The organism is Lederbergia citri (assembly GCF_018343625.1).
Taxonomy (GTDB): domain Bacteria; phylum Bacillota; class Bacilli; order Bacillales; family Bacillaceae_C; genus Lederbergia; species Lederbergia citri.
In genome coordinates this window covers 479678-504831 of sequence record NZ_JAGYPG010000002.1, presented here as the reverse complement: position 1 = coordinate 504831, position 25154 = coordinate 479678, and the positions used below count along the sequence as shown (strand labels likewise).

The window sequence follows — 25154 nt, the reverse complement described above, 5'->3', positions numbered from 1 at the left end:
TAATGATGTGTTATCATTTATTCTGTTAACTCCTTTTTTCACTCTTAGTTTCTCCTCTAAAAATTTGGCTACTGGTGAGAAAAGCGACGGAAAATACTTGAAAGATTTAGTTGAGAAAAGTAAAGAAGCAGGCATGACAATTGATAGAATCATTGGTGATACAGCTTATTCAGAAAGAGATAATATACAAGATGCAAAAAAGAAAGAATTCAACTAGTATCCAAACTGAATCCTCAAATCACACAAGGTGGACGTGCGAAAGAAGATGAATTTGAATTTAATAAAGATGCAGGTATGTATGTTTGTAAAGCAGGTCACATGGCAATACGTAAAGCAAGAACAGGGAAGAAAGGGCAAAGTAAAAATCAAAAGGATACATATTACTTTGATATTGAAAAATGTAAGGTATGTCCTTTCCGTGAGGGATGTTATAAAGAAGGGGCAAAAAGTAAAACATATTCTATTTCAATAAAATCCACTGAACATAAGGAACAAGAAGCATTTCAAAGTAGTGATGAGTTTAAAGAACTTGCGCGATCTCGTTTAAAATTGAAGCAAAGAATAGTGAGTTAAAACATAGACATGGTTATGAAATAGCATCATCTGCGGGTCTATTTGGTATGGAAATTCAATGAGCCACAGCGATATTTGCAGTTAATCCCAAGCGAATCCTAAAACTCCTAAGTGAAAAAGAAAAAAAAAGAAAAGAAGAAAGGCCATTTACCGTCAAAACCAGATGGTAAATGGCCTCTTATTGTATTGAATAGAGACTATAAAGTAAAAAAACGTAAGTTTTTCAGTGTCCTCATTTTGAGTTCGGTTTTTTTGTTGTAAAAATAGTATAATAGTCGTAGGATGACAGAAGGTGTCGAATTGGTTTTTTACAATATTCGACTCAAGAAAAATATTAAAAAATTTAAAATTTTTTATTTGCTATTTTTGAAAGAGTTGATATAGTGATTATAACAACTTATAGGGTGATGCGAATATGAAAGTGCCATTGTATAAACAGATCTATGAGAATATTTTGCAAAGAGTCCAAATCGGTGACTTGAAACATGGGGACAAAATCCCATCTGAAAAAGAATTGGCCGATGAATTTCGAGTGAGTAGAATTACTTCTAAAAATGCTTTGGACTTACTGGCGCAGGATCAAATAATAGAGCGGGTTCAAGGGAAAGGCTCTTTTGTCATTTATTCTGTTGAAGAGTCGGAAAACATGCTCAATAGTAATCAAACTCATATAACCAAAAAAGGTTTGAAAATTGGTCTTGTTATTCCTAGTTTTTCCAGTAGCTACGGAATGGGGTTAGTCCAGTCAATGGAATACAATTCATCAAAATATGGAGCAACTTTCTTAATGAAAATCACTCGAGAAAAAATTGAGGAAGAAGAAAATGCGATTGAAGAGTTATTAGATGCTGGGGTTGATGGGCTTATTGTCATTCCTATTCATGGGGAACATTATAATCCAAAAATTTTAGAACTTGTATTAAAAAAATACCCGATTGTTCTCGTAGACCGCTATTTGAGAGGAATACAGGCTAGTGCTGTCTTAACTGATAACGTTAGAGCATCTAGAGAAGCCACTGAGTATTTAATGTCACTCGGACATGAACATATTGCGTATATTACTCCACCGTATGATGGAACAACTGCATTAGAAGATCGTTTGAAAGGATATCAGCTTGCACATACAGAGCAGCATAAACAACTTAATCCAGATTATATTTTTTCAAATTTCGGTTCGGATTATGCTTTTAATGACCAAAAGAAGCAGGAGTTTGAATTGGAAATAGACAACTTGAGGAATTTTATTTTAAGTTATCCGGAAATTACGGCTTTTGTAGCTTGTCGTCACGCTTTTGCTAAGATTCTTTTATATGTCGTCCAATCCATTGGTAAAGAAGTTCCACAAGACTATTCCATAATTTGTTTTGATTCACCACACCCAATCATTGGGAAGCCTCTCATTACCCATATTTCTCAAAGAGAAAATGAGATGGGGACCAAAGCGGTAAACCGACTAATGTCGCAAATAAATGGTGAATACAACATTGAAACAGAATTATTAAATTTTGAATTAATCGAAGGTTTATCAACCGCGTCAATAAAGACTCCAGTGAAGAATTGAAAAGATTCTTCTTTTTTTTGTGAAAATACGATTGACATATTGATATAAGATAATATATTATGTTGATTACATTGAATATGCAGACATCTTAGAAAATTACATAGATTATGAAATGTAAGCGGTTTACAGGGGGTGTGGAAGTAAAAAGTTTGGTAGTTTACTAATTTTTACAAAAACCGGGGGTGTAAAAGTGAACAAGAGTGTAAAGAAATTCGGTCAATTAATGATTATTAGTCTACTTGCCTTATCTGTTTTTCTAGCTGGATGTTCTTCGAATGAGAAGTCCTCTTCTGGTGGAAGCGGAGGAAGTGGCGGAAGCGGTGGCAGTGGTGGAAAAGGCGGCGACGGCGGACAGACAGAGATTACCTTTTGGCATGGAAGTACAGGTATGGGGTTAGAAGCTTTGAATGCATTGGTTAAAAGTTTCGAAGAATCACATCCTGATATTAAAGTGAAGATGGTTTATACAGAGGCTAATGAAGGAGCGGACCAAAAACTTCTTACTTCTGTAACAGGTGGCAATCCTCCTGATGTCGCAACATTTGACAGATTTAAAGTTGGTTCTTGGGCATCTCAAGGTGCGTTGACTGATTTAACAGATATGGCTGCTGCAGACGGTATTTCGCAAGACCGTTATTATCAATACGCATGGGATGAAGCGAGCTATCAAGGTAAGCTTTTCGCCATTCCATATTCAACGGATTCTCGTTTATTGTATTACAACAAAGATCATTTTAAGGAAGTTGGTCTAGATCCTGAAAATCCACCTAAAACAATTGCTGAATTGGAAGCTGCTGCTGAAAAATTGACAATCAAAGAAGGTAACCGATTTAAACGTATTGGTTTTATTCCTTGGTATAGTCAAGGATGGCTTTATAGCTGGGGTTGGGCATTCGGCGGTGAATTCTACAATGAAAGTACACAAGAGGTTACGGCTAACGATCCTAAAATTGTAGAAGCATTACAATGGATGGTTGATTTCGGTAATAAATATAATGTTGAAGATATTTCTGGTTTTGAAAGTTCTGCAGGTAGTGATGCGTTGGATCCATTTATTTCCGGTCAACTTAGTATGAAGGTAGACGGAAATTGGACAATTGCAGGAATTAAAAAATTTAAGCCTGATTTAAATTATGGTGTTACTCCTATTCCAACACCTACTGGAACTGATTTCTCGACATGGTCAGGTGGTCACTGCTTTATTATTCCAAAAGGTGCAAAAAATACTGAAGCGGCTTGGGAATTCTTGAAATACTTCGGTGGGCCTGAAGGGGCAAAAGCATATTATTCCAAGCTTGATGGATCTCTTTCAGTACAACCAGCAGTAAACGAAGAATTACAACGTGAGAATGATCCAATGCTAAAAGCATTTATTGATATCCTTCCAAACTCAAATCATAGACCTGTTATTTCTGAAGGACAATTACTCTGGAACGAACTCGCTTCTGCTACTGAGAATGCGACAAGAGGCAAGGGTACACCTAAGGAAAATCTAGATAAAGCAACTGAGACTGTAAATAAAGCGTTGAAAAAATAATAAATGGGGAGGATCATACCTCCCTTTTATTTATGAAGGGGGCTGCCTAATTTGGCGAAAGTTGAAACTTCTAGTGTCGTAGTCCAACCGAAAAAGAAAAGTTCCATAACTTTAAAAGCAAATATTACTGGCTGGTTATTTGCATCACCATGGGTCATTGGGTTGATTGTATTCTTTGCCATCCCATTATTTTCATCCATTTATTTTAGTTTTACGACATACAGTGTGTTACAGGCAGGAGAATTTGTCGGACTGCAAAACTATAAAGAACTATTCCACGATGATCTGTTTTGGAAGTCAGTTTATAATACGGTTTACTTTGCTGTATTTTTTGTTCCTCTCAGCATAATCTTCGGAGTTGCCCTTGCTATGATGCTCAATATGAAAGTAAAGGGACTGGCTGTTTATCGGACAATCTATTTTTTGCCGACCCTTGTACCACATGTAGCATTGGCCGTACTTTGGATGTGGCTTTTGAATCCAGGATTTGGTTTGATTAACGGTACGCTGGACTTTTTTGGAATTGATGGACCTAACTGGCTAGGTAGCGTGAAGTGGTCTAAACCGTCGTTGATCTTAATGTCACTTTGGGGTATTGGACAGGCAGTCATTATTTATTTAGCAGGTCTAGGAGATATACCGGAAGAATTTTACGAAGCAGCTGAAGTAGATGGAGCGAACTGGCTTCAAAGAACGAGGCACATTACTCTTCCATTGCTCACGCCTGTTATATTTTTTAACTTAGTCATGGGGACCATCGGAGCTTTCCAGCAATTTACATTACCGTATACGATGACACAAGGGCAAGGGACACCTGCAAACTCTCTAACCTTCTATGTCATGTATTTATACGACAACGGATTTAAATTTTTCAAAATGGGTTATGCTTCTGCTATGGCTTGGATATTATTTGTCATTATCATGGGCTTGACTGCATTGATTTTCCTAACTTCAAAACGTTGGGTCCACTATCAGGGTGAGTAGAAAGGAGTGTGTCGTATGCAACCGGTTGTCAAAAAAAGAATTCAATTTACATTGGCGCATTTAATTCTAATCCTTGCGTCTATATTTTTCATAATCCCATTCATTTGGCTTGTGTCGACTTCATTGAAACCGATCACACAAATTTATTCATTTCCACCTGAATGGATTCCAAAACCATTTCGCTTTCAAAATTACATCGAAGCGATGTCGTATATACCGTTTTTTACTTATTTGAAAAATACGGTTGTTATTACGATTTTTAGTACAATAGGTATCATTATTTCTTGTCCATTAGTAGCGTATAGTTTCGCGAAACTGCGCTGGAAAGGACGAAATGTATTCTTCATCATTACAATCGCTGTCATGATGATCCCCGGACAAGTCACGATGATTCCATTGTTCTTGTTATTCAATAAAATGGGATGGGTTGGAACACCACTTCCATTAATTGTTCCTGCGTTTTTTGGAGCACCATTTTACATATTCTTATTGCGTCAATTTTTCTTAGGGCTCCCAGATACGCTAAGGGACTCAGCGAAAATTGACGGAGCATCTGAGCTGCGGATTTATTTGCAAATTATGCTGCCTTTAGCAAAGCCTGCACTACTTGCGGTTGGACTTTTCCAATTTATGGGCAGCTGGACAGACTTCCTCGGTCCATTGCTTTATTTGACAGATGAAACGCAGTACACATTATCATTAGGACTTCAGCAATTCCAAAATCAAATGGGAACTGAGTGGGGAATGATGATGGCCGTTTCGACGATGATGACACTTCCAATAATCGTCATGTTCTTCTTTATGCAAAAGACGTTTATTCAAGGGATTACGTTTAGTGGGATTAAGTAAAGTATTTGAATTAGATGATTTTTTGTTGAAACCTTTAGATGTAATTGGTGAAAATTTTGTTTATTTGTTGAAACTTTTATATCAATTGTTGAAATTGAGATTAATAGAATACTAAGGCTTGGATTTTTTATTAATGGAGGTTAAATGAATGGCTTTTCAAATAGGTATGCGTATCCCGCCAAAGCTTGGCGCATTAGGGATGGAAAAACTGGCAGATTGGGCCAAAAGTGCCGGAATAGATGTAATTGATGTCCCATATTATAACGAAGAAGTTAAAAATGCATTAGAAAATGCTGGTTTGGCAGTCGGTTCAATTGATGGTGTTGGGGCGGTTGGATTGACGAATTTATTGAATGCGGATGAAGCTGTGCGAGGTGAGGCAGTAGATGCATTGAAAAATCAAATTAGTGAGATCTCTCAAGTTGGTGGTAAAACGATTTTTATTTGCCTCGGACCTACAGATGTTACGCAATCAAGGTCTAAAAGCTTCGATATTTGGAAAGAAACATTTCCTGAGATTGTGAAGCATGCGGAAGAAGCAGGCGTATATTTTGCGTTGGAAGGCTGGCCGGGACCGGCACCGTATTATCCAACAATCGGATGTACACCGGAAATGCTGCGTGCGATGTTCGAAGCGATTCCGTCTAACCATTTTGGATTGAACTACGATCCTTCACATCTTGTTCGACTAGGCATTGATTACTTGCGCTTTTTAACAGAGTTTGGCGAGAAGGTAAATTACTGCCACGGAAAAGATACGGAAATTTTAACAGATGAACTCTATAACGTTGGTATTCTACCAGCTACTTTTGGAGCGAAATATGGCTTCTCTGAAGGTTCATGGAGATACACAATCCCTGGTCATGGTGCAGTTGAGTGGGAAAAAGTCGCTGTTCGGTTAGATAAACTCGGCTACAATGGTCCAATTAGTATTGAACTGGAGGATCATCGTTACTGGGGAACTCTTGAAAAAGAACAGCAAGGCATTATAAAAGCGAAAGAAAATTTGGAAAGAATTTTTAAATAAGATATAGAACGGAGGATTTTATGTCGAAAACGCTGAAAATCGGAATTATCGGCAGTGGGGGAATTGCTCAAGCACATGCAAGATCTTATCTGCAGATGCCAGAAGTTGAAATTGTTGCTGTAGCGGATGTCATTCCTGGAAAAGCTGCCGAGTTTATTGAGAGGCTCGGTTTGATTGGTGCAAAAGCATTTGATAGTCACCTGGAATTACTTGAATTGGATTTAGACGGAGTGAGCGTTTGTACTCCAAACGTGGCGCATCATCGGACAAGTGTCGACGCACTTAACGCAGGCAAGAACGTATTAGTGGAAAAACCTCTCGCAGTCACGTTGGAGCAAGGCGTTGAAATGGTGCAAGCTGGTAAAAAGGCTGGGAAAATTTTAACCGTTGGATTCCAGCCGAGATACGATCCTAATATGCAAGCTGTCAAAAAAATAGTACAATCAGGGCAGCTTGGGAACGTCTATTATGTGCAAACTGGTGGAGGCCGCAGACGCGGGATGCCGGGCGGAACATTCATTAATAAAGAGCTGGCGGGTGCTGGAGCAATGGCGGACATTGGCTGCTACTCACTAGATTTAGCTCTGAATGCTCTAGGTTATCCAAAACCGTTAAGTGTATCGGCTTTTACATCCAACCATTTTGGAACAAATCCTACATATCATCCAGAAGCTGATAGATTTGAAGTGGAAGACTTCGGAGTGGCGCTCGTAAGATTAGAAGGTGGAAAGGTTCTTAATTTTAAAATTTCATGGGCCATGCATATGGACACTCTTGGACCTACATTATTCTTAGGAACGGATGCCGGATTGAGGTTGACACCAGCAGGAAGCGGACCGTGGAGCGGAGTGTGGGACGGTGGAATCGGTTCAATCACATTATTCCACGATGTTCAAGGACACCATACTGAGAGTCCAATCCCTATACAAAGTCACAACTTAAATATTTTCTATGAAAAAGTCCGTGCCTTTGTTGTAGCGATTATGGAAGTAAAACCTGCTCCGATTCCAGGGGAAGAAATCTTAATCAATCAAGCGATTATTGATGGAATTTTAAGATCTTCTGAACTTGGTAGAGAAGTAGAGATTTCGGTTCCAGAGGTTTGATCTTTTAAAAAACTCGAATTCTTATAGGATTCGGGTTTTTTATGTGCATATGGGATCTCCAAAAAAAGAGGAAAACATATTTTAAGCAAATATTAATATGTTTTTGTGTTTTGTTGGTAGGGGCCATTATGGAATAATTTTAGAATAGATATTTAATATGAGAATGAAATGAATGCAAATTAGTGAAATGCAAAATGCTTTTTCTTTACTATTAAAAACACTTAGGAATTTATCACACCTTCTTTTATATAGTCATTTTGTAGGATATATTAAAGCTTTTTTATTTGAATAACGCTACTTTATACTTATGAGTAATACGAATTTTCTTGTTTAACAAATGACATATTTGATATAATGTAATGAAAAATGGGAGTTTTGATCATGTCATCTGGTACTAGAGAACCACTTTACTTGCAGATACAGGAATATTTTAAAAATCTAATTTCTTCTAAACAGTTGGCTCCTCATGAACAGATTCCAACTGAGAAAGAAATCATGGAAAAATTCAATGTAAGTCGAATAACAGTCACTAATGCACTAGCTGAGTTAGTTAATGAGGGTTTGATTTATCGAATTCCGGGAAAAGGAAGCTTTGTTCAGGAAGATGCAAAAATATTCAAAGGTAAAGTGGAAGCTTTGGAGGGTGATACCTCTATACCTCTTGAGGAAATAACTACTCAAATGGAGATTCCTGCTGAACGTAAAATAATTGGTTTAATTATGCCGTCTATCGAAGATTATTTTGCTATCCGTTTATTAGCTGGAATAAACGAAATGTTAAATGAAACGGAATATATTCTTACTATTATTCTAAGCCACAATTCTAGAGAAAAAGAACGTGAGGCCATTAGAGAATTGTTACGATTGAGGGCAGTAGGATTGCTAATTTTCCCAGTGGACGCTGAAATATATAATGAAGATATATTGGAATTAAAAGTAAGAAACTTCCCTTTTGTACTAATCGATCGTTATTTACCAGGGGTAGAAACGAATTATGTTATATCAAATAATGTAGATGGGGCAAAGCTTGCTGTGGAACATTTATGGGATATGGGACACCGTAATATAGCCATTTGTTCTGATTCCATCCTTCCAACCATAACTGTTGAAGATAGAATAAAAGGATATATGGATGCACTGAAAGAAAGAGATGCCATGATTAATCCAGGCTATATTCTCACTGATCTTTCTCTTAAACAGGGAGACCTGACTGATCAAAATCTATTGTATCAGTTTATACGTAGCCGTAAAGCAACTGCATATATTGCTCTAAATGCTAAGTTAAGCGTCCATATTGCCAAATTGGCAAAAAGCTCTTTTTTAAATATTCCTGAGGATATTTCCATTGTAACTTTTGATGATCCTTCCTTCGATACGGATTTCGGCATGTATACTCATATATTCCAATCCGAACAAACGATAGGGAAAGAAGCAGCAAACATACTTGTACAGCTACTTGAGGAGCGTCAAAAAAATAATATTCCCCACTATAAAAAGAAGAGCATCACTCCTCAGCTTGTAGTTAAAGGAACGACAGGACCTGTTAAATTAGTCCATAAAAATAGTCCTTTAAAATGAAAAGTAATACAAAATTTGGTTGTTGAATTACCAAAGAGTGCTCTGTTTCTCCTAGCAGTGCGGAGAGCCTCCATGGCGATTGTTTAATATCCCCATCAATCTATTGAAGGGGTTTTTTTATTGACACCATTAACTATAATGATATAATGATATATTATATAAGACATTAAGACATACTCCGCTTATATTCCAACATTCATTAACATACTATATAAAATTAAAGCGCCTTCATTTTAGAGTCCATAATATTAAAACATAATAGAATAATATTTTTTTATCAAAGGGATTCTAGGAATTCCTTGATATATATTTCGTCAGTATTATAAGGGAGGTGTTATTTTACATTCATATCAATGAAGAAAAAGGTAATGTTGCAAAGTCTTCCAGTCCCCAAACTAATCAGAATGAAGGAGGATAAAATGATCCGTAAACTATTTTTGATCAGTTTAACATTATTTTTAGTGTTTTCAGGAAGTACTATTTACGCACAAAGTCCAAGTTCAAAAGGAAAGGTTAAATGGCCAACTGATCAGGCATTACCTACATTCGCAAAACCAAAACATCTTGATGTTATTGACATACAAAAAAATTCTGGCGAAGAGAAGATTCTTTTTGCTTCATTGCAAGGAAATGTGAATCGTGAACAACCTCGAATTTATCTATATGAAGATAAATTTGGTGAAGGAAAATTTACTTGGTTAAATGAATTGAAAGTTCCTTATACAATGGTTGAAAAACCTTGGGATCTTTTATTGAAGTATAAAATTGAAGTGTCGGGGATAGTAATTTATGATCCGGAGGTTCCCGATTCCATAAATGTTGCTACTACTTTGGCAGGTTTAAAAAATGCGGTTGTAGCAAGTCCAGAGCTAGCTGAAAAGCTTTCTGCAAAACCTTACAAATTCAAAGTGATTGAAGATTTCAGAGGGAAATTCAAAGATAAATTAGAAGCCTATCAATGGCAGTATGATAATCTTTGGTCGAAAACGACTCACCGTATGCTAATTGGTTTGGATCCAACCAAAAATATACCTCTACCAGAGAATAATTTTGACTCCTTTAAAACAATTCTTAAAGCAGAAGAGATAAGAGATAGTTCTAACCGCGATGTATATAATCTTGATTTGTCGGAATATTTAGGAAAGGAAGCGGTTTATCTTCGTTTCCAAGATGCTTTTCCGGCTGATGGATGGGGACCAGCTGTGCATGAGGTAACGGTAAAAGCGGATGGACAAATCATTGCTCAATTTATACCTGGAACGGAAGGGGAACAATCTTATCTTTATGACCGGGATGGATCGAATTCAGACGAGCGATTCGATGGTCATAGATGGGCAGACGGAGGCAGCTACTTTGTATATAAATTCTCTCCTCCTGCGAATACTCAAGAGTTAGTCGTTTCCCTTGATATGTGGAATCAGTTTAAAGTATCAGTATCGAATGAACAGCCTTTAGCGTCTGGACAAAAAGAGCCGTATGGGTTTTTAAGAGATTATGCGATAGCAAACCGTGCAATGGCATTTTGGCTCGAATCAAATATTCCAGCAGAAAAGGAATTATTTGAGAAAATATTATCTGATGTTGAACCAAACACCCCTTATTTAGGATGGTTCGGAAATGATGTTGCTGGTGAGTTTAGCGGAACGGAAATTGTATCCAAGTATGGGGTTTATGTGCTAGCAGCTGATTGGTTTAATAATATGACTGTATTTTCCGGTGCTAAAGGGAAAATTGTTAAACAAAAACCATTAAAAGCTCCAAAATTAAGTAATAAAATTTATATTACTTTTACACTTGGTGAAGGTGATAATTTACAATACAACCAGCATCATATGAGATTTTTATGGGATAACGAACGAAGAGGAAGTGTCCCTATTAACTGGACAACAAGTCCTCTTCTCTATGATGTAGCTCCTTCCATTTTAGGATACTATCAACAGACTGCTACAGAGAATGATCTATTAGTTGCAGGCCCTTCCGGTGCTGGGTATATTTATCCTACACCTTGGCCAGACGACACTTTCTATTTGTATGCAAAGCAAACAGGAAAGTACATGAAGAAAACAGGTATGGACATTATTTATGCACTAAATCGTGTAGATGGTAAAGATGTTCTATTATCCGAATCAAAGGCACAGAATTATATAGATTATGTAAATCCCAAAGGATTGTTTATTGGCTGGGATAATTATACGGAAACTTCTATTTTAAATGGTAAATTACCACAATCCATCTTACTTTCCTCAAGTAGTGTTGGACAAGCAAAAGAGGAAATAGCAAAGGCGACTTCAAAATGGGATGGCGAGTCCCCGCTATTTATAGCAATGGGTATGCTAGCTTGGGGCATAAATCCATCTAATATTGAAGAAATAGCCAAGTCTCTTGGTCCTGAATTTGAAGTTGTGCGTGGAGATCAATATTTTGATCTCGTTCGTGAGGCGAATGGATTGCCTAAAAAATAGCTTCCAAAATAAAAGAGAATACTAGTTTTTACAACTTATAAACTCGAATTTCAATACGAATTCGAGTTTTATTTATTTACAGATGTATTCGATGATGGTGGTCATCTAGCTGTGTAGCAAAACAAGCATAGCAATTATGTAAATAAGCAATTTTGGAAATTCGCATGTCGTAAAAAAACACTTAATTGAATAAATGTCGATTAATTAACGATAGTCATTTTTGTCCACCTATTGTTTTTTTTAGTCCACTGACAAGGAAAATAGAGGGTGATAAGATAATACCCAACAATTAAGCGCGATATCAACTAGAGGTTGAAGGAGAAAGAAAAATTTAAGCAAACGGGGGAAGGAAAAATGAAAAGTCGATTGGCTCTTTTTCTTGTAACCATCATGATTTTTTCTCTAGTACTGACTGGTTGTGCGAGTAAGGATTCTTCAACGGATGGCGGTAAAGACGGTGTAGTGACACTGAAATTTATGGGGTGGGAAGCTAGTCCGTTAGAAACAGAAAGTGTTAAAAAAGGTATACAGAAATTCGAGCAGGATCACCCCAATATTAAAGTAGAATATACACCTGTTCCTGGCGATCAGTATGCATCAAAGCTGCTAACGATGATGGCAGGTGATGCCCCTCCAGATGTTTTCTTCTTAGGTTCAGCAGATTATCGTTCATTTCAAAAACGTGGTGTATTGCTAGATTTAACAACGTACTTCGAAAATGATTTAAGCATCGACGATTTTATTCCGTCTTCTGCAGGGATTATGCAGATTAATGGAAGCGTTTACGGTGTCAGTAGCTGTACCGTTTCTCCAGTTCTTTATTACAACAAAAATATATTCGATGAAGCAGGGGTTCCTTACCCTCCAAGTGATCCTAGCAAGGCATGGACATGGGAAGAATTTGAGGAAGCTGCTAATAAGCTAACGAAAAAAGAGGGAGATAAAGTATCTCAATTTGGAGCATATGGATTTGAAAATTTTGCCAATACAGTTATGGCGGTAATGGAAAATAGTGGTGTCATCTTTAACGACGATTATTCTGAAACAAAAATTAATTCAAACGAGACGAAGAAGGTGCTGGAATCAATACTATCCCTTAAGAAAAATGGGTTAAGTCCAGAGGCTAAGTTACTGGAAGAGTCTGGAATGAGCGCATCGCAAATGCTACAAACTGGAAAAATTGCTATGTTAGTCGATGGATCGTGGGCTTTGCAGGAATTAAGTAAAATGGATTTTCCAGTTGGAGTAGCAGCACTTCCAAAATTTGAAAAAGCCGTTACGACTGGTCAGGCTCATGTCCACTCAGCAGCTGCAAAAACAAAGCATCCAGAGGAAGCGTGGGAGTTTATCCGTTTTCTATCTTCTGAAGAATATCAAATTGACTTAATTAGTGAAGGACTCTGGATGCCTAATAGAGTATCACTTTATAGCGAAGATGGTATTACTAGATGGTTTAATGAGTCTGTGCATCCTGATGGATTTAAGGAATTAGTTCCATATTTTCAAGACGCGACGGTTGACCCATTCGCGATAAACGAGAAGATAGAAGTCCGTGACATCATGGTAGAGGAATTGGACAAATTCTGGTATGACGGTCAGCCTGCAGATTCTGTTCTTACGAGTATTGAAGACAGAGTTAATAAAGAATTAGCAAAATAATCCACTATTATTCATATGAGGAGGGAGAGTTTGAACAAGACATCATTATTATATAGGGATGGTCCGTGGGCATTTATCTTATTATTGCCTAGCATTTTAGGATTTCTAATATTTGTTCTTTTCCCTGTCATCGCCTCTTTTTTACTAAGCTTTACGAGTTGGGATCTACTTACTCCAATCAAATGGGTAGGATTTGAAAATTATATTAATCTTTTTCAAGATGAAACTTTTATAAAAGTATTTTGGAATACGATTTATTTTACAGTTGTGACAGTACCTATTGGGATTATCATTTCACTCTTTTTAGCAGTCGCTTTAAATCAAAAAATACGATTTATAAAATTTTATCGAGCTGCCTATTTTCTTCCAGTCATCTCTTCTATGGTTGCGGTTGCTGTCGTATGGCAGTGGATCTATAACCCTGAATACGGTTTGTTGAACTATATACTTAGCCTTTTTGGAATTGATGGTCCAAGCTGGCTGAGTGACACGAAATGGGCAATGCCTGCTGTTATGATTACGAGCATTTGGAAGGGCTTAGGATTCAATATGCTTATTTTTCTTGCGGGCATCCAAGGTATTTCAGAAAACTATTATGAAGCGGCCGATATGGATGGTGCAACATGGTTTAAAAAGTTTCTTTATATAACCGTTCCTTTATTAAGACCGACTACCTTTTTTGTTACAGTCATGGCGATTATTGGGTCATTTCAAGTATTCGATGCTGTTTTCTTAATGACACAAGGGGGGCCGGCTCGCTCCACATCGGTCCTCGTCCATTACTTATATCAAAACGGTTTTCAATATTTCAAAATGGGCTATGCGAGTGCGATGGCATATATTTTATTCTTTCTAGTCCTCACCTTTACAGTTATACAATTTTCACTGCAGAAGAAAAGAGGAGAAGTTTAGGAGAAGGAGGTGCATCCGTGAGTAAATTGGCTATAAATACTAGTAATATAGACGTTGAAAATGTAAAGGTGATTCCTCATAGAAGAAAAAAGAAAGTTAGTATCAAAAAAATAATCGCTCACATATTCCTTACTATCGGAGCGGTTACCATGCTGTTTCCGTTTGTATGGATGGTAAGTACGTCATTAAAGCAGTTGAGTGAAGTATTCGTCTTTCCTCCGACACTAATGGGTGAATCATTACGCTTCGATAACTATTTAAAAATATCCGATCGATTTCCCTTTATGACGTATTTTCTTAATAGTTTAAAAGTGACGGGGATCGTTGTTGTTTCCCAGCTACTGACGAGTTCGATGGCAGGTTATGTATTTGCTAGATTACATTTTAAATTTAGGGATTTAATTTTCGGATTGTACTTAGCTACTTTGATGATTCCTATGCAAGTGACGATGATTCCGAACTTTGTGATTATGCGATTTTACGGTTTAGTAGATACACATGCCGCTCTTATTTTGCCGGGATTAGTTAGCGCCTTCGGAACATTTTTAATGAGGCAATTTTTTCTAACCATTCCAAAATCGTTGGAGGATGCAGCCAAAATTGATGGCTGCACCCCGTTCGGAATTTATTGGAGAATTTTCGTGCCATTGACGATGCCTGCTATGGCAACATTAGGGATATTTGTTTTCATGGGAACGTGGAATGACTTTTTCAGTCCACTTATATACATCAATACGCAAAGTAAAATGACCCTGCCTTTAGGGCTAGCATCAATGCAAGGTATGTATTCAACTGACTGGCCAGTGTTGATGGCAGGAACTGTTATTAGTGTTTTACCTGTGATTATTGTTTTTTTACTAGCACAGGATGCTTTTATAAAAGGTGTTACATTATCGGGAATTAAAGGAGAATAAAGGAGGTAATGTAGTTGGAAAAAGTAAGGTTGAAAAGCTTGGAAAATGTTGATTTGAAGGATGTAATTATTGATGACTCGTTTTGGTCAAAAAGACAGAAATTAATTAAAGAAACGGTCATTCCTTATCAATGGGCTGCTTTAAATGATGCCATCCCTGGGGCCGAGCCGAGCCACACGATAGAAAATTTTCGAATCGCGGCAGGCGAATCAAATGGTGAATATTATGGAATGGTTTTTCAAGACAGTGATTTAGCAAAATGGTTAGAAGCGGTCGGACATAGTTTAGCGATTGGCAAGGATGAAAGTTTAGAGAAGATTGCAGATGATGTAATTGATTTAATAGGGCGTGCGCAACAAGAAGATGGTTATTTAAATACGTATTTTATAGTGGCGCATCCTGAAAGAAAGTGGACAAACCTGCGGGACGATCATGAATTATACTGTGCTGGCCATTTAATAGAGGCTGCTGTTGCTTATTTTCATGCGACTGGAAAACGAAAAATAATAGATATTGTTTGTAAATTAGTCGACCATATTGATTCAGTGCTAGGACCTGAGGCAGGGAAGAAAAGGGGATATCCAGGCCACCCAGAAATAGAGCTAGCGCTAATGAAATTATACAAAGTTACCGGGAATAAAAAGCATTTAGAATTGTGCAGGTTCTTTATAGATGAAAGAGGGGCTGAACCACATTATTACGATATAGAAGCGGAACGGAGAAAAGAAAGTGGAAGAGGAGAAAAGTTTCATAATAAGAGCTACTCCCAGGCTCATTTGCCTGTAAGAGAACAAACGGAAGCAGTTGGCCATTCAGTGAGAGCTGTTTATTTATATAGCGGTATGGTTGATCTGGCGGTTGAAATAGGGGATGAAAGTTTAATAGACGCGTGCAAGGCATTATGGGAAAATGTCACGCAGAAAAAAATGTATATTACAGGAGGGATTGGTTCGTCGCAATATCGAGAATCGTTTACCGTCAATTACGATTTGCCGAATAATCGGGCTTATACGGAAACTTGCGCATCTATTGCACTAGTATTCTGGGCAGACCGCATGCTGCAAATTGAAGAAAACAGGGATTATGCGGAAATAATTGAACGAGCTTTATATAATGGTATCTTAAGTGGGATGTCGTTAGATGGGAAGAGCTATTTTTATGTAAATCCTCTAGAGGTATGGCCTTCCACAGTAGACCATCGTAATGATATGAGTTCAGTTAAGTATACGAGACAACCTTGGTTCGGTTGTGCATGCTGTCCGCCTAACTTAGCCCGATTAATCGCGTCTTTAGGCCAATATATTTATTCATATAATAAGAGCAATAAAGAAATATTTATTCATCAATTTGTTGGAGGAAATACGAAGGTTGAGATGGATGGATTACATGTCGGGATTGAGCAAAAGACAGAATATCCTTGGGATGAAAAGGTAAATATAGCATTATCAGTTGATGAAGAACAGGAGTTTACATTAGCGCTTAGATTGCCTAGTTGGTGTAAAGAGCCGAAGCTGAAAGTGAATAATGAGGTTGTTGATCTTTCATCCATTTTGGAAAAAGGATATGCTAAAATAACTCGCGTTTGGAAGCAGGATGATCACATTGAATTAATCCTTCCAATGCCTGTTGAAATTGTAAGAGCAAATCCAAATGTTAGAGAAAATATTGGAAAATTAGCTTTACAACGCGGGCCGATTGTTTATTGTATTGAAGAAGTCGACAATGGAGAAAATCTTCAATCCATTAGTTTGCCATCGGATTCAAATATGTCTGTAAAATTTGAAGAGAGTCTTTTAGAAGGTGTATCTGTCATAAAAGCGGAAGGGTTTAAAATTAATCCATCCGATAGTGAACAATTATATTTTACCTCTCATAACGTCAAGGCTCCAGTCGAGGTGAAGGCCATTCCTTACTTTGCTTGGAGCAATCGAGAGCCGGGAGAAATGATTGTCTGGATTAGGGAAGAATAGAGTAAAAAAGGAGTAGGCGCTTAACCCCCTAGCGCCATACTCCTTTTTTAATGGTTATTCATTTTTGTACGAAAATACGATGTTCTGTATTCAGTAGGCGTCATTCTTTCGTACTTTTTAAATAGTTTCATAAAATATTTTTCATCTTGAAAGCCGACTCCGTATGCAATTTCTTTTATACTATCGTTCGTACTTGTGAGGTAATCTTTTGCTTTTGATATTTTAATATGGTGAATATATTCAATAAGAGTCATACCGGTTTTTTTCTTAAAGTAGCGAGATAAATATTCACGATTGTAGCAAAATTTTTGGGCAATAGATGTTACGGTGATGTTTTCAAGCGCATGAATTCTTGTCCATTCGAGCAATGAATTTAAATTCTTGTCTCCGGTGGAATGCTGATTGATTGCTTGCTCGGTTAGCTCAATAAGAATAAGTGATGCCATATAATGACCGCTGTGATTTGTATAATAGTTTGATTGATAAATATGTAATAACTGGCTGAACATAATATTTATTCGTTCAATGCTATTAGGAGAATAAAAAATAGGCAAATAAATAAATGTTTCGGATTCGTGTTCTTTTTCTATTAGTGATTTGATGGATATTTCCTTCTTCATCGTCGCTTCATCGATGATCTCATAATACCCGGGACAGTAAAAGTGGAACCAGTAAAAAGATAAATTTTCTTCCCCCAGCGCATAACCTTTATGCTCTACATGAGGGAGGATAACGAGGACATCCCCTGGATTTACTTCATATTTTATTCCGTTTTGCTCTATATAAAGAGTTTTATTTGTACCTATGATCACTTCAAAACTATCAATATTTCGTTTCGTATGGATCCATGGTTTTTCAGAAATGAAATGTCCGCCGGAAATGAATTCAATCGGAGTATGGATTGGAAATTTTAGAACCTTTGACATCTTACCTTTCACTCCAATCATATGGTCGTATTTGTGAATATTCGATGTGTTTTGAGATAAACCTTTTATTTTTTGTAGGAGAACATGTTCTATTAACAAAACAAGATACGACAACAAACATAAATATTACATGGTATAATCGATATTGTGCTTATATCCTATCACTCTCTGAAGGAGACAAAAAATGCAATACATTTACATCATTTCCGGCCCTTGCGGAGTTGGGAAGTCTACAGTTGCAAAGGAAGTCGCAAAGCTTGTTCCAAAATGCGCTCTAGTAGAAGGAGATCATCTTTTGCATTTTTATGATGATCATTCGATGCTTCCGTGGGAGGAACGATTGTGGATTGCTTGGAAAAACCTTGTCGATGTGACGAAAAATCTTTTGCAGCATAAGCTTAACGTCGTGATTGACTTTGTTGTGGAGGATGAATTAGAGTGGTTTTGCACATATTTTTCCCATTTGGACATAACGTTTAAATATGTTGTTCTTCGTGCGGACAAGGAAACGTTGGTCGAACGCATTACAAAACGCGGGGATACATATATGATTGATCGTTCGCTATTTTTACTGAATCAGTTGGAAAACGAGCCATTTAATGAGCCATTTTTATATGATACAAATAACAAAAATCCAGCTGAAATTGTAAAAGACTTAATAGAACAAAAAAGGTTTGAACTTATCTTTTAAGGAGATGACAGGCAAGATGTCTTGGGAGACAAAGATGAATGAGTGGCTTGAATTTGAGTCGCTTGATAAAAATTTGAAAGAAATATTGGCAGCCAATCAGGGGAATGAGAAGCTGCTCGAAGATTGTTTTTATAAGGAACTGGAGTTTGGAACGGGTGGTATGCGTGGAGAAATCGGCCCAGGTACCAATCGAATGAATATATATACAGTTCGAAAAGCGGCTGAAGGCTTGGCTCGTTTTATGGTGGAGCAAGGCGAGGAAAAGATGGCGCGTGGAGTCGTGATCGCTTATGATTCACGTCATATGTCTCCTGAGTTTGCGCTTGAAGTGGCAAAAACAGTTGGAAAACACGGAGTAAAGGCATATCTTTTTGAGGAGTTACGTCCAACTCCTCTACTATCATTTGCTGTTCGTTATTTACATGCATATGCGGGTGTCGTCATTACCGCAAGTCATAATCCTCCGGAGTACAACGGATTAAAAATGTACGGCGAGGATGGTGGACAACTGCCTCCTTTGGAAGCTGATACGATTACTCGTTATGTGCAAAATGCAGGCAGTGAGTTGAAAATTGAAGTTGCGGATGAAGAAGAACTATTACAAAAAGAGTTGCTTACATATATTGGCGAAAAAGTAGATCGTGCTTATATTGAAGCAATGAAATCAATTCATCTAAACGAAGATGCCGTAGAGAGTATTGGCAAGGATTTAGGCATCGTATTCACTCCGCTTCACGGGACCGCAAATCATCCAGTCCGTGACGGGCTACGTGCATTTGGATTTGAAAATGTTACGGTTGTAGCAGAGCAGGAGCTTCCGGATCCGGATTTTTCAACGGTTGCATCACCAAATCCAGAAGAGCATGCAGCCTTTGAGTTGGCGATTCGCTACGGAAAAGAAATAAACGCCGATGTGTTGTTGGGAACTGATCCAGATGCAGACCGTTTAGGTGTGGCAGTGAAAAATGAGAGTGGGGAATATGTTGTGCTGACGGGTAACCAAGTCGGCGCATTGATGGTGCATTACATTTTAGAACAAAAACGAGCAAATGGAACACTACCTGAAAATGGGGTTGTGTTGAAAACAATCGTCACGTCTGAAATTGGGCGTGCCATTGCTGAAAGCTACGGCATCGAAACGATGGATGTGTTGACAGGCTTTAAATTCATTGGTGAAAAAATAAAAGAGTTTGAAGAAACAGGGGATCATACCTTTTTATTCGGATACGAAGAAAGCTATGGTTATTTGATTGGTGATTTCGTTCGCGATAAAGATGCTGTTCAGGCTGCAGTTTTCGCCGCTGAAGTTGCGGCTTATTATAAGATGCAAGGAAAATCTCTATATGACGGCTTGCTCGAGCTTTTCGAAAAATATGGATACTACAAAGAATCACTGCGCTCCCTTACATTAAAAGGAAAAGATGGTGCCGAGCAAATTGCAGGGATTTTAGAATCGTTCCGAAATGATCCTCCGAAGGAAGTAAACGGAATTTCCGTTGCGGCGATTGAGGATTATGGGGCGAGCGAAAGTTTAGATGTGGCAAGTGGCGCGAAGACCGCCATTGAGCTGCCAATATCGAACGTATTGAAATTCAAACTTGCGGACGGTTCCTGGTTCTGCGTAAGACCTTCCGGAACCGAGCCAAAAGCGAAATTCTATTTTGCTGTAAAAGGCGAATCGATGGAAGACAGCGCAAAGAAAATTGCAGGACTTGAACATGAAGTCATGGCACTCGTCGATCGTTTAGTGAAAAATTAAGGTGAAAAGCCAATTCTCTGTTTTGGTAGGAGAGTTGGCTTTTTTGATTTTTAATTGGTTCCAAAAGCTACTTCCAATTTAGCGCGATTTATTATCCAATTCCCGTACATTGAAGCAGTTAAAGAGCACTTTTTTACGGTATACTTCGTTCTCTGTCCGATTGGAGCGTTCAATGAACACGTTTATGTTGGATATGTAGTTCCCTGTCCGATTGGAGCGTTCAATGAACCCGTTTAAGTTGGGTTATCGCAGTACCTTGTCCGATTGGAGCGTTCAATGAACACGTTTATGTTGGGTATTGCAGTACCTTGTCCGATTGGAGCGTTTAATGAACCCGTTAATGTTGGATATTGCAGTACCCTGTCCGATTGGAGCATTCAATGAACACGTTTATGTTGGATATCGAAGAACCCTGTCCGATTGGAGTGCTCAATGAACCGTTTATGCTGGATATCGCATTTTCTATCCGATTGAAACCCAATAGATACCAACCTTCGTTAAACAATTGTGTGCTAATAATCGTTTGTTTTTTTCCTATTCCCTATAAGAAATTCTATTTCTATATTAGCATCACTATAATTCCATCCAAACTCCGCTCACATATATTTTTTGAAAATGTAATCTATTCTTACTTTTCGTGAATAAAATAACAGTGAATTGGTGATTAAGAGCGGAAGGAGGATGGCGGACGGATGGCGGATAAGAATGTTGATGGGAAAAAAGAGGCGCGGAGGAAGATTGAACCGATTTTTAAAGATATCGTTGAGGAGCCGAAAGCACAACAAAATCCTAATCAGGATAAGAAAGCTGGGGCTACGGGATTATCAGAAAATGTTGCGGGCTTATTATGTTATTTATTCTGGTTCGTTGGTGGTATTGTATTTTTATTAGTTGAAAAAGAAAATAGATTCATTCGTTTCCATGCGATGCAATCCATTGCGTTATCGGTTGTATTCTTTGTACTCAGCATTGTGCTTGCTGTTATTCCATTTATCGGATGGCTATTGAGTCTCATCTTAACTCCAGTCATGTTGATACTGTGGATTGTCTTAATGTATCAAGCCTATCAAGGCAAGTATTATAAGCTGCCTATTCTCGGGGAATTAGCCGAAAAACAATTATAGTGATCCCTTTAAGTAAGGGATTTTTTTCATTTAAAAAGAGCCCCAATATGGAGCCCTTCCTTCACGAACCTAATGCTTCTTTTTTCCCAATCGCTTTTGTTGAATTTCGGACAATCAGTTCCGGTTCGTACGTTATATGGTTCTTATCTGACTTGCCATTGTTTTCAACGGCATCAACGATCCATTTCGCTGCATCAAGTCCCATTCTAGTTTTTGGATGGTTAACAGATGTTAACTTGATCTCTGAAGCTTCTGCCAGTGATGAATTATCATAGCCGACAATCGATATATCATCGGGTACACTTAAGCCTTCACCGCGCAATACGTTGATGACCCGTAATGCGATCTCATCGTTATAGCAGACAATCCCAGTAGGCACTCTTTTTGGATCAGCCAACACTTCTTTTACTTGATCCTCAAAGGATTCGTGCAAATCTTCCGTTGAATAGGAAATGATTGTATCTGTTAAAAATGGAATTTTATGCTCACGAAACGCTCGGATAAAGCCTTTCATCCGATAGACGCCTTGCATATCGTCCGTTTTAAAAATGCCAATAATTTTTTCGTGCCCCTCATTGATTAGGTGCTCCGTCGCAATAAAGCCGCCTTTTTCATCATCGAGAATCATATAAGGTGGATTTAATTGAGAATAGTATTGATTAATCATTAAGTAAGGAATGTTTTTCTGTTCAAGCTCAAGATAATAATGAATATTCGGATTGTACCCGCTACTTTTCGAAGGCTCAATAATAAGGCCATCAACGTTTCGGCTAAGCATCGCTTCAAGACATTGTTTTTCTTTGTCTATATCATTGTCCGTGCTTGATAATATAAGAGAATACCCTTTGGAAGTGAGATAGGATTCCATTCCTCTAATGATAGCTGGGAAAATATAATCAGAAATATACGTTGTGATGATTCCGATATTTTTTCCAGACATGGCTCCAGGTTGATTGGAAACATTCGTTGTTTTAGGAACAGCGCAAAATGTACCGGCGCCTTGTTCCCTATATAGAAGTCCTTCGTGGACGAGTTCACCTACAGCTTGTCGAATTGTATGTCTTGAGACATTGAACATCTTTGCCAGTTCATTTTCAGAATATATTTTTTCACCAGGTTTCACATCACCGTTTGCAATCCATTCTTTTATCGTATCAATGACTATCATATATTTTGCGGGCTTACCCATAAAATCCCTGCTTTCAAGTTGTTCGTTTTTTAAAAGTTATTCGTACAATTATTCCCATTATACACGATAGAGAAACGAAATTGTATGCTTTTAAATATAGCCATTCTGATGGAATGTTGAAATTGACACGTACGGACAGCGAGACTATGATGACAATAGAAGAATGAAAGGTGGAGTTTAAATGAATATAAGAAAAGAAGAATTCGGGAAACTAGAAGACGGTACTGTATTCGCATATTCTTTGGAGAACGATCATGGTGTAAAAGTGACCTGTCTAGACTATGGGTGCACCATTACGAAGATTATCACTCCTGATCGAAACGGGAAATTTGAAAATATCGTGCTTGGCTATGACAATCTTGAAGGCTATCTAAATAATTCCGCATATTTTGGCAGTGTAGTAGGAAGAGTGGCAGGAAGAATTGGCGGTGCGGAATTTACTTTAAACGGAAAAACATACTCTCTTGAAAAAAACGAAAATGGTAATCATCTTCACGGTGGGCTAAAAGGTTTCGACAAAGTGATTTGGGATGTGGAAACCGAAGAAAAAGCGGATGAAGTGAGTGTGAAATTTTCTTATGTAAGCCGAGACGGAGAAGAGGGCTATCCTGGGAATTTAAAATTGAATGTTACATATACGCTTAATAATAACAATGAATTGGCGATTCAATATGAAGGAATATCCGATGCAGCGACCCTTTTAAATGTGACGAATCATTCTTATTTTAATTTAAGTGGTGATTTAAAGCGCAACATCCTTAATCACGAGCTTACTCTAAAAAGCGATCAATACCTTGAGCTGCAAGAAAATTTATTGCCGACAGGGGAATATGCTGATGTGGAAGGAACACCATTTGATTTTCGACAAGGTCGTTTCATTCGAACTGGCGCGGAATCAGAGCATTCACAAAATAAGCTTGCTGGAGGCGGATATGATCATCCATTTGTGTTGAATGCGAATCGTAATGAAGAAATTATTTTGAAGGACGAGGAAAGCGGTCGTCAGATGGTAGTCGAAACGGATGAGGTAGGAGTTGTCGTGTATACGTCGAACCAGCTAACAGGTGAGGATGCGATATATGGAGTTTTACCGCGAAAGCATCTCGGAATTTGCTTGGAAACACAAGGTTTACCTGATGCAGTTCATCATGCTAACTTCCCTTCATGGGTACTGGAAAAAGATAAACCTTTTACTTCTGTTACAACATTTAAGTTTGGTGTAGTCTAAAATAGCAGGTTTAATTGTAATAATAAAATAGTGTATACAAATGAGTGAATGAGAGGAATTTGGATTGAGAACATTACAATTAACTTTGCAGGAAGCTCTTGAGGTTTCTAAGGCTTTAGCAAACGAGAATCGAATGGAAATCATCCGTCAACTTACGAGTGGTCCGAAAAATGTAAATGACATATCTGAGTTATTGAAAATTCCTTTTTCAACCGCTGCTGCTAATATCAAAATTTTAGAAAATGCTGGTCTTATCACAACGGAGATTGTTCCTGGCAGAGGGAATCAAAAAGTGAGCTCAAAACGGTATGACCGAATCATTATTGATTTAGAGGAACAAACGCCGATTCTGGAAGATATTATTACGTATGAGCTTGAGATCGGAGAATATGTAAATTGTGAAGTGGAGCCTACTTGCGGTCTTTTGAGTGAGGAAGGCATTATACATATCATTGATGACCCGCGTTCATTTTTTGAACCAGACCGAAGAAAGGCACAACTCGTTTGGTTTAGATCTGGTTTTATCGAATATCATTTTCCAAATAGAATTCCTTACGGAACAAGTGTCGACGAACTTAGTTTTACTGTTGAACTTTGTTCTGAGGCACCCTACTACAACGAAGATTGGCCATCTGACATCACTTGTTGGATCAATGAAACAGAAATTGGTTTCTGGACGAGTCCAGGTGATTTTGGTGGTGAAAGAGGATTCTTAACGCCGAGTTGGTGGGAAACGCATAATACGCAATATGGCGTATTAAAATATTGGAAAATTAATAGAGAAGGTAGTTTTATAGATGGTGTAAAAATTTCCTCAATAACAATTGATGAATTATTGTTACAGGAAAAACCGTTTATCTCCTTAAAATTAGGTGTAAAACAAGATGCCAACAATCAAGGAGGCATCAACTTATTTGGTTCGAAATTCGGAAATTACGAGCAAGGAATTATTATGAAAATCAATTATTCCCAAATAAAATAATGAACGACTTAGAGATCAATTCCAAGGTGAGTGGAATTGGTCTTTTTTTGTCTTTTTTTATTCCAGAAAATCTGAAATATTACAAGTAATTTTGTAATAGATATATTAAAAGCAGGTACAAGG

At 37.7% G+C, this 25154-nt stretch carries 19 protein-coding genes and 1 pseudogene; 18 read left to right on the top strand and 2 right to left on the bottom strand.

The features are described from left to right. Positions 1-64 precede the first annotated feature (64 nt). From KHA97_RS11160 to KHA97_RS11100, 13 genes and pseudogenes are all read left to right on the top strand, one after another. A pseudogene (locus tag KHA97_RS11160) lies at positions 65-743 on the top strand (transposase); the annotation flags it as partial. Positions 744-988: 245 nt separating this feature from the next. After that, positions 989-2134 carry a GntR family transcriptional regulator gene (locus tag KHA97_RS11155; protein ID WP_213124819.1) on the top strand — a complete coding sequence of 382 codons (1146 nt, stop codon included), beginning with the start codon at positions 989-991 and terminating at the stop codon, positions 2132-2134. A 190-nt stretch (positions 2135-2324) separates the two neighbouring features. Then, positions 2325-3671: an ABC transporter substrate-binding protein gene (locus KHA97_RS11150; protein ID WP_325167442.1), complete on the top strand. Its 1347-nt coding sequence runs from the start codon at positions 2325-2327 to the stop codon at positions 3669-3671. Between the two features lie 51 nt (positions 3672-3722). Beyond that, the gene (locus tag KHA97_RS11145; RefSeq protein WP_213124818.1) at positions 3723-4655 is read left to right on the top strand and encodes a carbohydrate ABC transporter permease; all 933 of its coding nucleotides are present in this window, start codon (positions 3723-3725) and stop codon (positions 4653-4655) included. A gap of 15 nt (positions 4656-4670) precedes the next feature. After that, complete coding sequence (locus KHA97_RS11140) at positions 4671-5504, top strand: carbohydrate ABC transporter permease (RefSeq protein ID WP_213124817.1); 834 nt, start codon at positions 4671-4673, stop codon at positions 5502-5504. Positions 5505-5652: 148 nt separating this feature from the next. Beyond that, complete coding sequence (locus tag KHA97_RS11135; RefSeq protein ID WP_213124816.1) at positions 5653-6531, top strand: sugar phosphate isomerase/epimerase family protein; 879 nt, start codon at positions 5653-5655, stop codon at positions 6529-6531. Between the two features lie 20 nt (positions 6532-6551). Next, complete coding sequence (locus KHA97_RS11130; RefSeq protein WP_213124815.1) at positions 6552-7637, top strand: Gfo/Idh/MocA family protein; 1086 nt, start codon at positions 6552-6554, stop codon at positions 7635-7637. Positions 7638-8018: 381 nt separating this feature from the next. Then, positions 8019-9215 (top strand): GntR family transcriptional regulator, encoded by a 1197-nt coding sequence (locus tag KHA97_RS11125; RefSeq protein ID WP_213124814.1) that lies wholly within the window; start codon positions 8019-8021, stop codon positions 9213-9215. Between the two features lie 419 nt (positions 9216-9634). Beyond that, positions 9635-11677 (top strand): GxGYxYP domain-containing protein, encoded by a 2043-nt coding sequence (locus KHA97_RS11120; protein WP_213124813.1) that lies wholly within the window; start codon positions 9635-9637, stop codon positions 11675-11677. A gap of 354 nt (positions 11678-12031) precedes the next feature. Continuing rightward, the gene (locus KHA97_RS11115) at positions 12032-13336 is read left to right on the top strand and encodes an ABC transporter substrate-binding protein (RefSeq protein ID WP_213124812.1); all 1305 of its coding nucleotides are present in this window, start codon (positions 12032-12034) and stop codon (positions 13334-13336) included. A gap of 30 nt (positions 13337-13366) precedes the next feature. Next, a complete protein-coding gene (locus KHA97_RS11110; RefSeq protein ID WP_407658015.1) occupies positions 13367-14248 on the top strand; it encodes a carbohydrate ABC transporter permease in 882 nt (293 codons plus the stop codon). Between the two features lie 101 nt (positions 14249-14349). Next, positions 14350-15162, top strand: coding sequence for a carbohydrate ABC transporter permease (locus KHA97_RS11105; RefSeq protein WP_325167468.1), 813 nt, complete (start codon positions 14350-14352; stop codon positions 15160-15162). A 14-nt stretch (positions 15163-15176) separates the two neighbouring features. Further along, complete coding sequence (locus KHA97_RS11100; protein WP_233713447.1) at positions 15177-17132, top strand: glycoside hydrolase family 127 protein; 1956 nt, start codon at positions 15177-15179, stop codon at positions 17130-17132. 47 nt (positions 17133-17179) lie between these two features. On the opposite strand, the gene KHA97_RS11095 is transcribed toward KHA97_RS11100, so the two are convergent. Then, a complete protein-coding gene (locus tag KHA97_RS11095; protein ID WP_213124810.1) occupies positions 17180-18058 on the bottom strand; it encodes an AraC family transcriptional regulator in 879 nt (292 codons plus the stop codon). Between the two features lie 184 nt (positions 18059-18242). On the opposite strand from KHA97_RS11095, the gene KHA97_RS11090 reads away from it, so the two are divergent. From KHA97_RS11090 to KHA97_RS11080, 3 genes are all read left to right on the top strand, one after another. Continuing rightward, positions 18243-18749, top strand: a complete 507-nt coding sequence (locus KHA97_RS11090) for an AAA family ATPase (protein WP_213124809.1) — start codon at positions 18243-18245, stop codon at positions 18747-18749. A gap of 16 nt (positions 18750-18765) precedes the next feature. Next, complete coding sequence (locus tag KHA97_RS11085; protein WP_213124808.1) at positions 18766-20508, top strand: phospho-sugar mutase; 1743 nt, start codon at positions 18766-18768, stop codon at positions 20506-20508. A 692-nt stretch (positions 20509-21200) separates the two neighbouring features. Then, a complete protein-coding gene (locus KHA97_RS11080) occupies positions 21201-21632 on the top strand; it encodes a DUF4870 domain-containing protein (RefSeq protein WP_213124807.1) in 432 nt (143 codons plus the stop codon). Between the two features lie 61 nt (positions 21633-21693). Here the strand turns inward: KHA97_RS11080 and KHA97_RS11075 are convergent, their stop codons facing one another. Then, positions 21694-22821 (bottom strand): GntR family transcriptional regulator, encoded by a 1128-nt coding sequence (locus KHA97_RS11075; protein ID WP_213124806.1) that lies wholly within the window; start codon positions 22819-22821, stop codon positions 21694-21696. 181 nt (positions 22822-23002) lie between these two features. On the opposite strand from KHA97_RS11075, the gene KHA97_RS11070 reads away from it, so the two are divergent. Together KHA97_RS11070 and KHA97_RS11065 are read left to right on the top strand one after the other, a co-directional pair. Further along, on the top strand, positions 23003-24049 hold the full coding sequence (locus tag KHA97_RS11070) for an aldose epimerase family protein (RefSeq protein ID WP_213124805.1): 1047 nt from the start codon (positions 23003-23005) through the stop codon (positions 24047-24049). A gap of 64 nt (positions 24050-24113) precedes the next feature. Further along, complete coding sequence (locus tag KHA97_RS11065) at positions 24114-25031, top strand: ArsR/SmtB family transcription factor (RefSeq protein ID WP_213124804.1); 918 nt, start codon at positions 24114-24116, stop codon at positions 25029-25031. The last annotated feature ends 123 nt before the right edge of the window (positions 25032-25154 follow it).

Bases quoted from the DNA above. Each gene is read 5' to 3' on its own strand.
- KHA97_RS11155 (WP_213124819.1), top strand. From the start codon at position 989: ATGAAAGTGCCATTGTATAAACAGATCTATGAGAATATTTTGCAAAGA.
- KHA97_RS11140 (WP_213124817.1), top strand. From the start codon at position 4,671: ATGCAACCGGTTGTCAAAAAAAGAATTCAATTTACATTGGCGCATTTA.
- KHA97_RS11135 (WP_213124816.1), top strand. From the start codon at position 5,653: ATGGCTTTTCAAATAGGTATGCGTATCCCGCCAAAGCTTGGCGCATTA.
- KHA97_RS11130 (WP_213124815.1), top strand. From the start codon at position 6,552: ATGTCGAAAACGCTGAAAATCGGAATTATCGGCAGTGGGGGAATTGCT.
- KHA97_RS11125 (WP_213124814.1), top strand. From the start codon at position 8,019: ATGTCATCTGGTACTAGAGAACCACTTTACTTGCAGATACAGGAATAT.
- KHA97_RS11120 (WP_213124813.1), top strand. From the start codon at position 9,635: ATGATCCGTAAACTATTTTTGATCAGTTTAACATTATTTTTAGTGTTT.
- KHA97_RS11115 (WP_213124812.1), top strand. From the start codon at position 12,032: ATGAAAAGTCGATTGGCTCTTTTTCTTGTAACCATCATGATTTTTTCT.
- KHA97_RS11095 (WP_213124810.1), bottom strand. From the start codon at position 18,058: ATGTCAAAGGTTCTAAAATTTCCAATCCATACTCCGATTGAATTCATT.
- KHA97_RS11090 (WP_213124809.1), top strand. From the start codon at position 18,243: ATGCAATACATTTACATCATTTCCGGCCCTTGCGGAGTTGGGAAGTCT.
- KHA97_RS11085 (WP_213124808.1), top strand. From the start codon at position 18,766: ATGTCTTGGGAGACAAAGATGAATGAGTGGCTTGAATTTGAGTCGCTT.
- KHA97_RS11080 (WP_213124807.1), top strand. From the start codon at position 21,201: ATGGCGGATAAGAATGTTGATGGGAAAAAAGAGGCGCGGAGGAAGATT.
- KHA97_RS11075 (WP_213124806.1), bottom strand. From the start codon at position 22,821: ATGGGTAAGCCCGCAAAATATATGATAGTCATTGATACGATAAAAGAA.
- KHA97_RS11070 (WP_213124805.1), top strand. From the start codon at position 23,003: ATGAATATAAGAAAAGAAGAATTCGGGAAACTAGAAGACGGTACTGTA.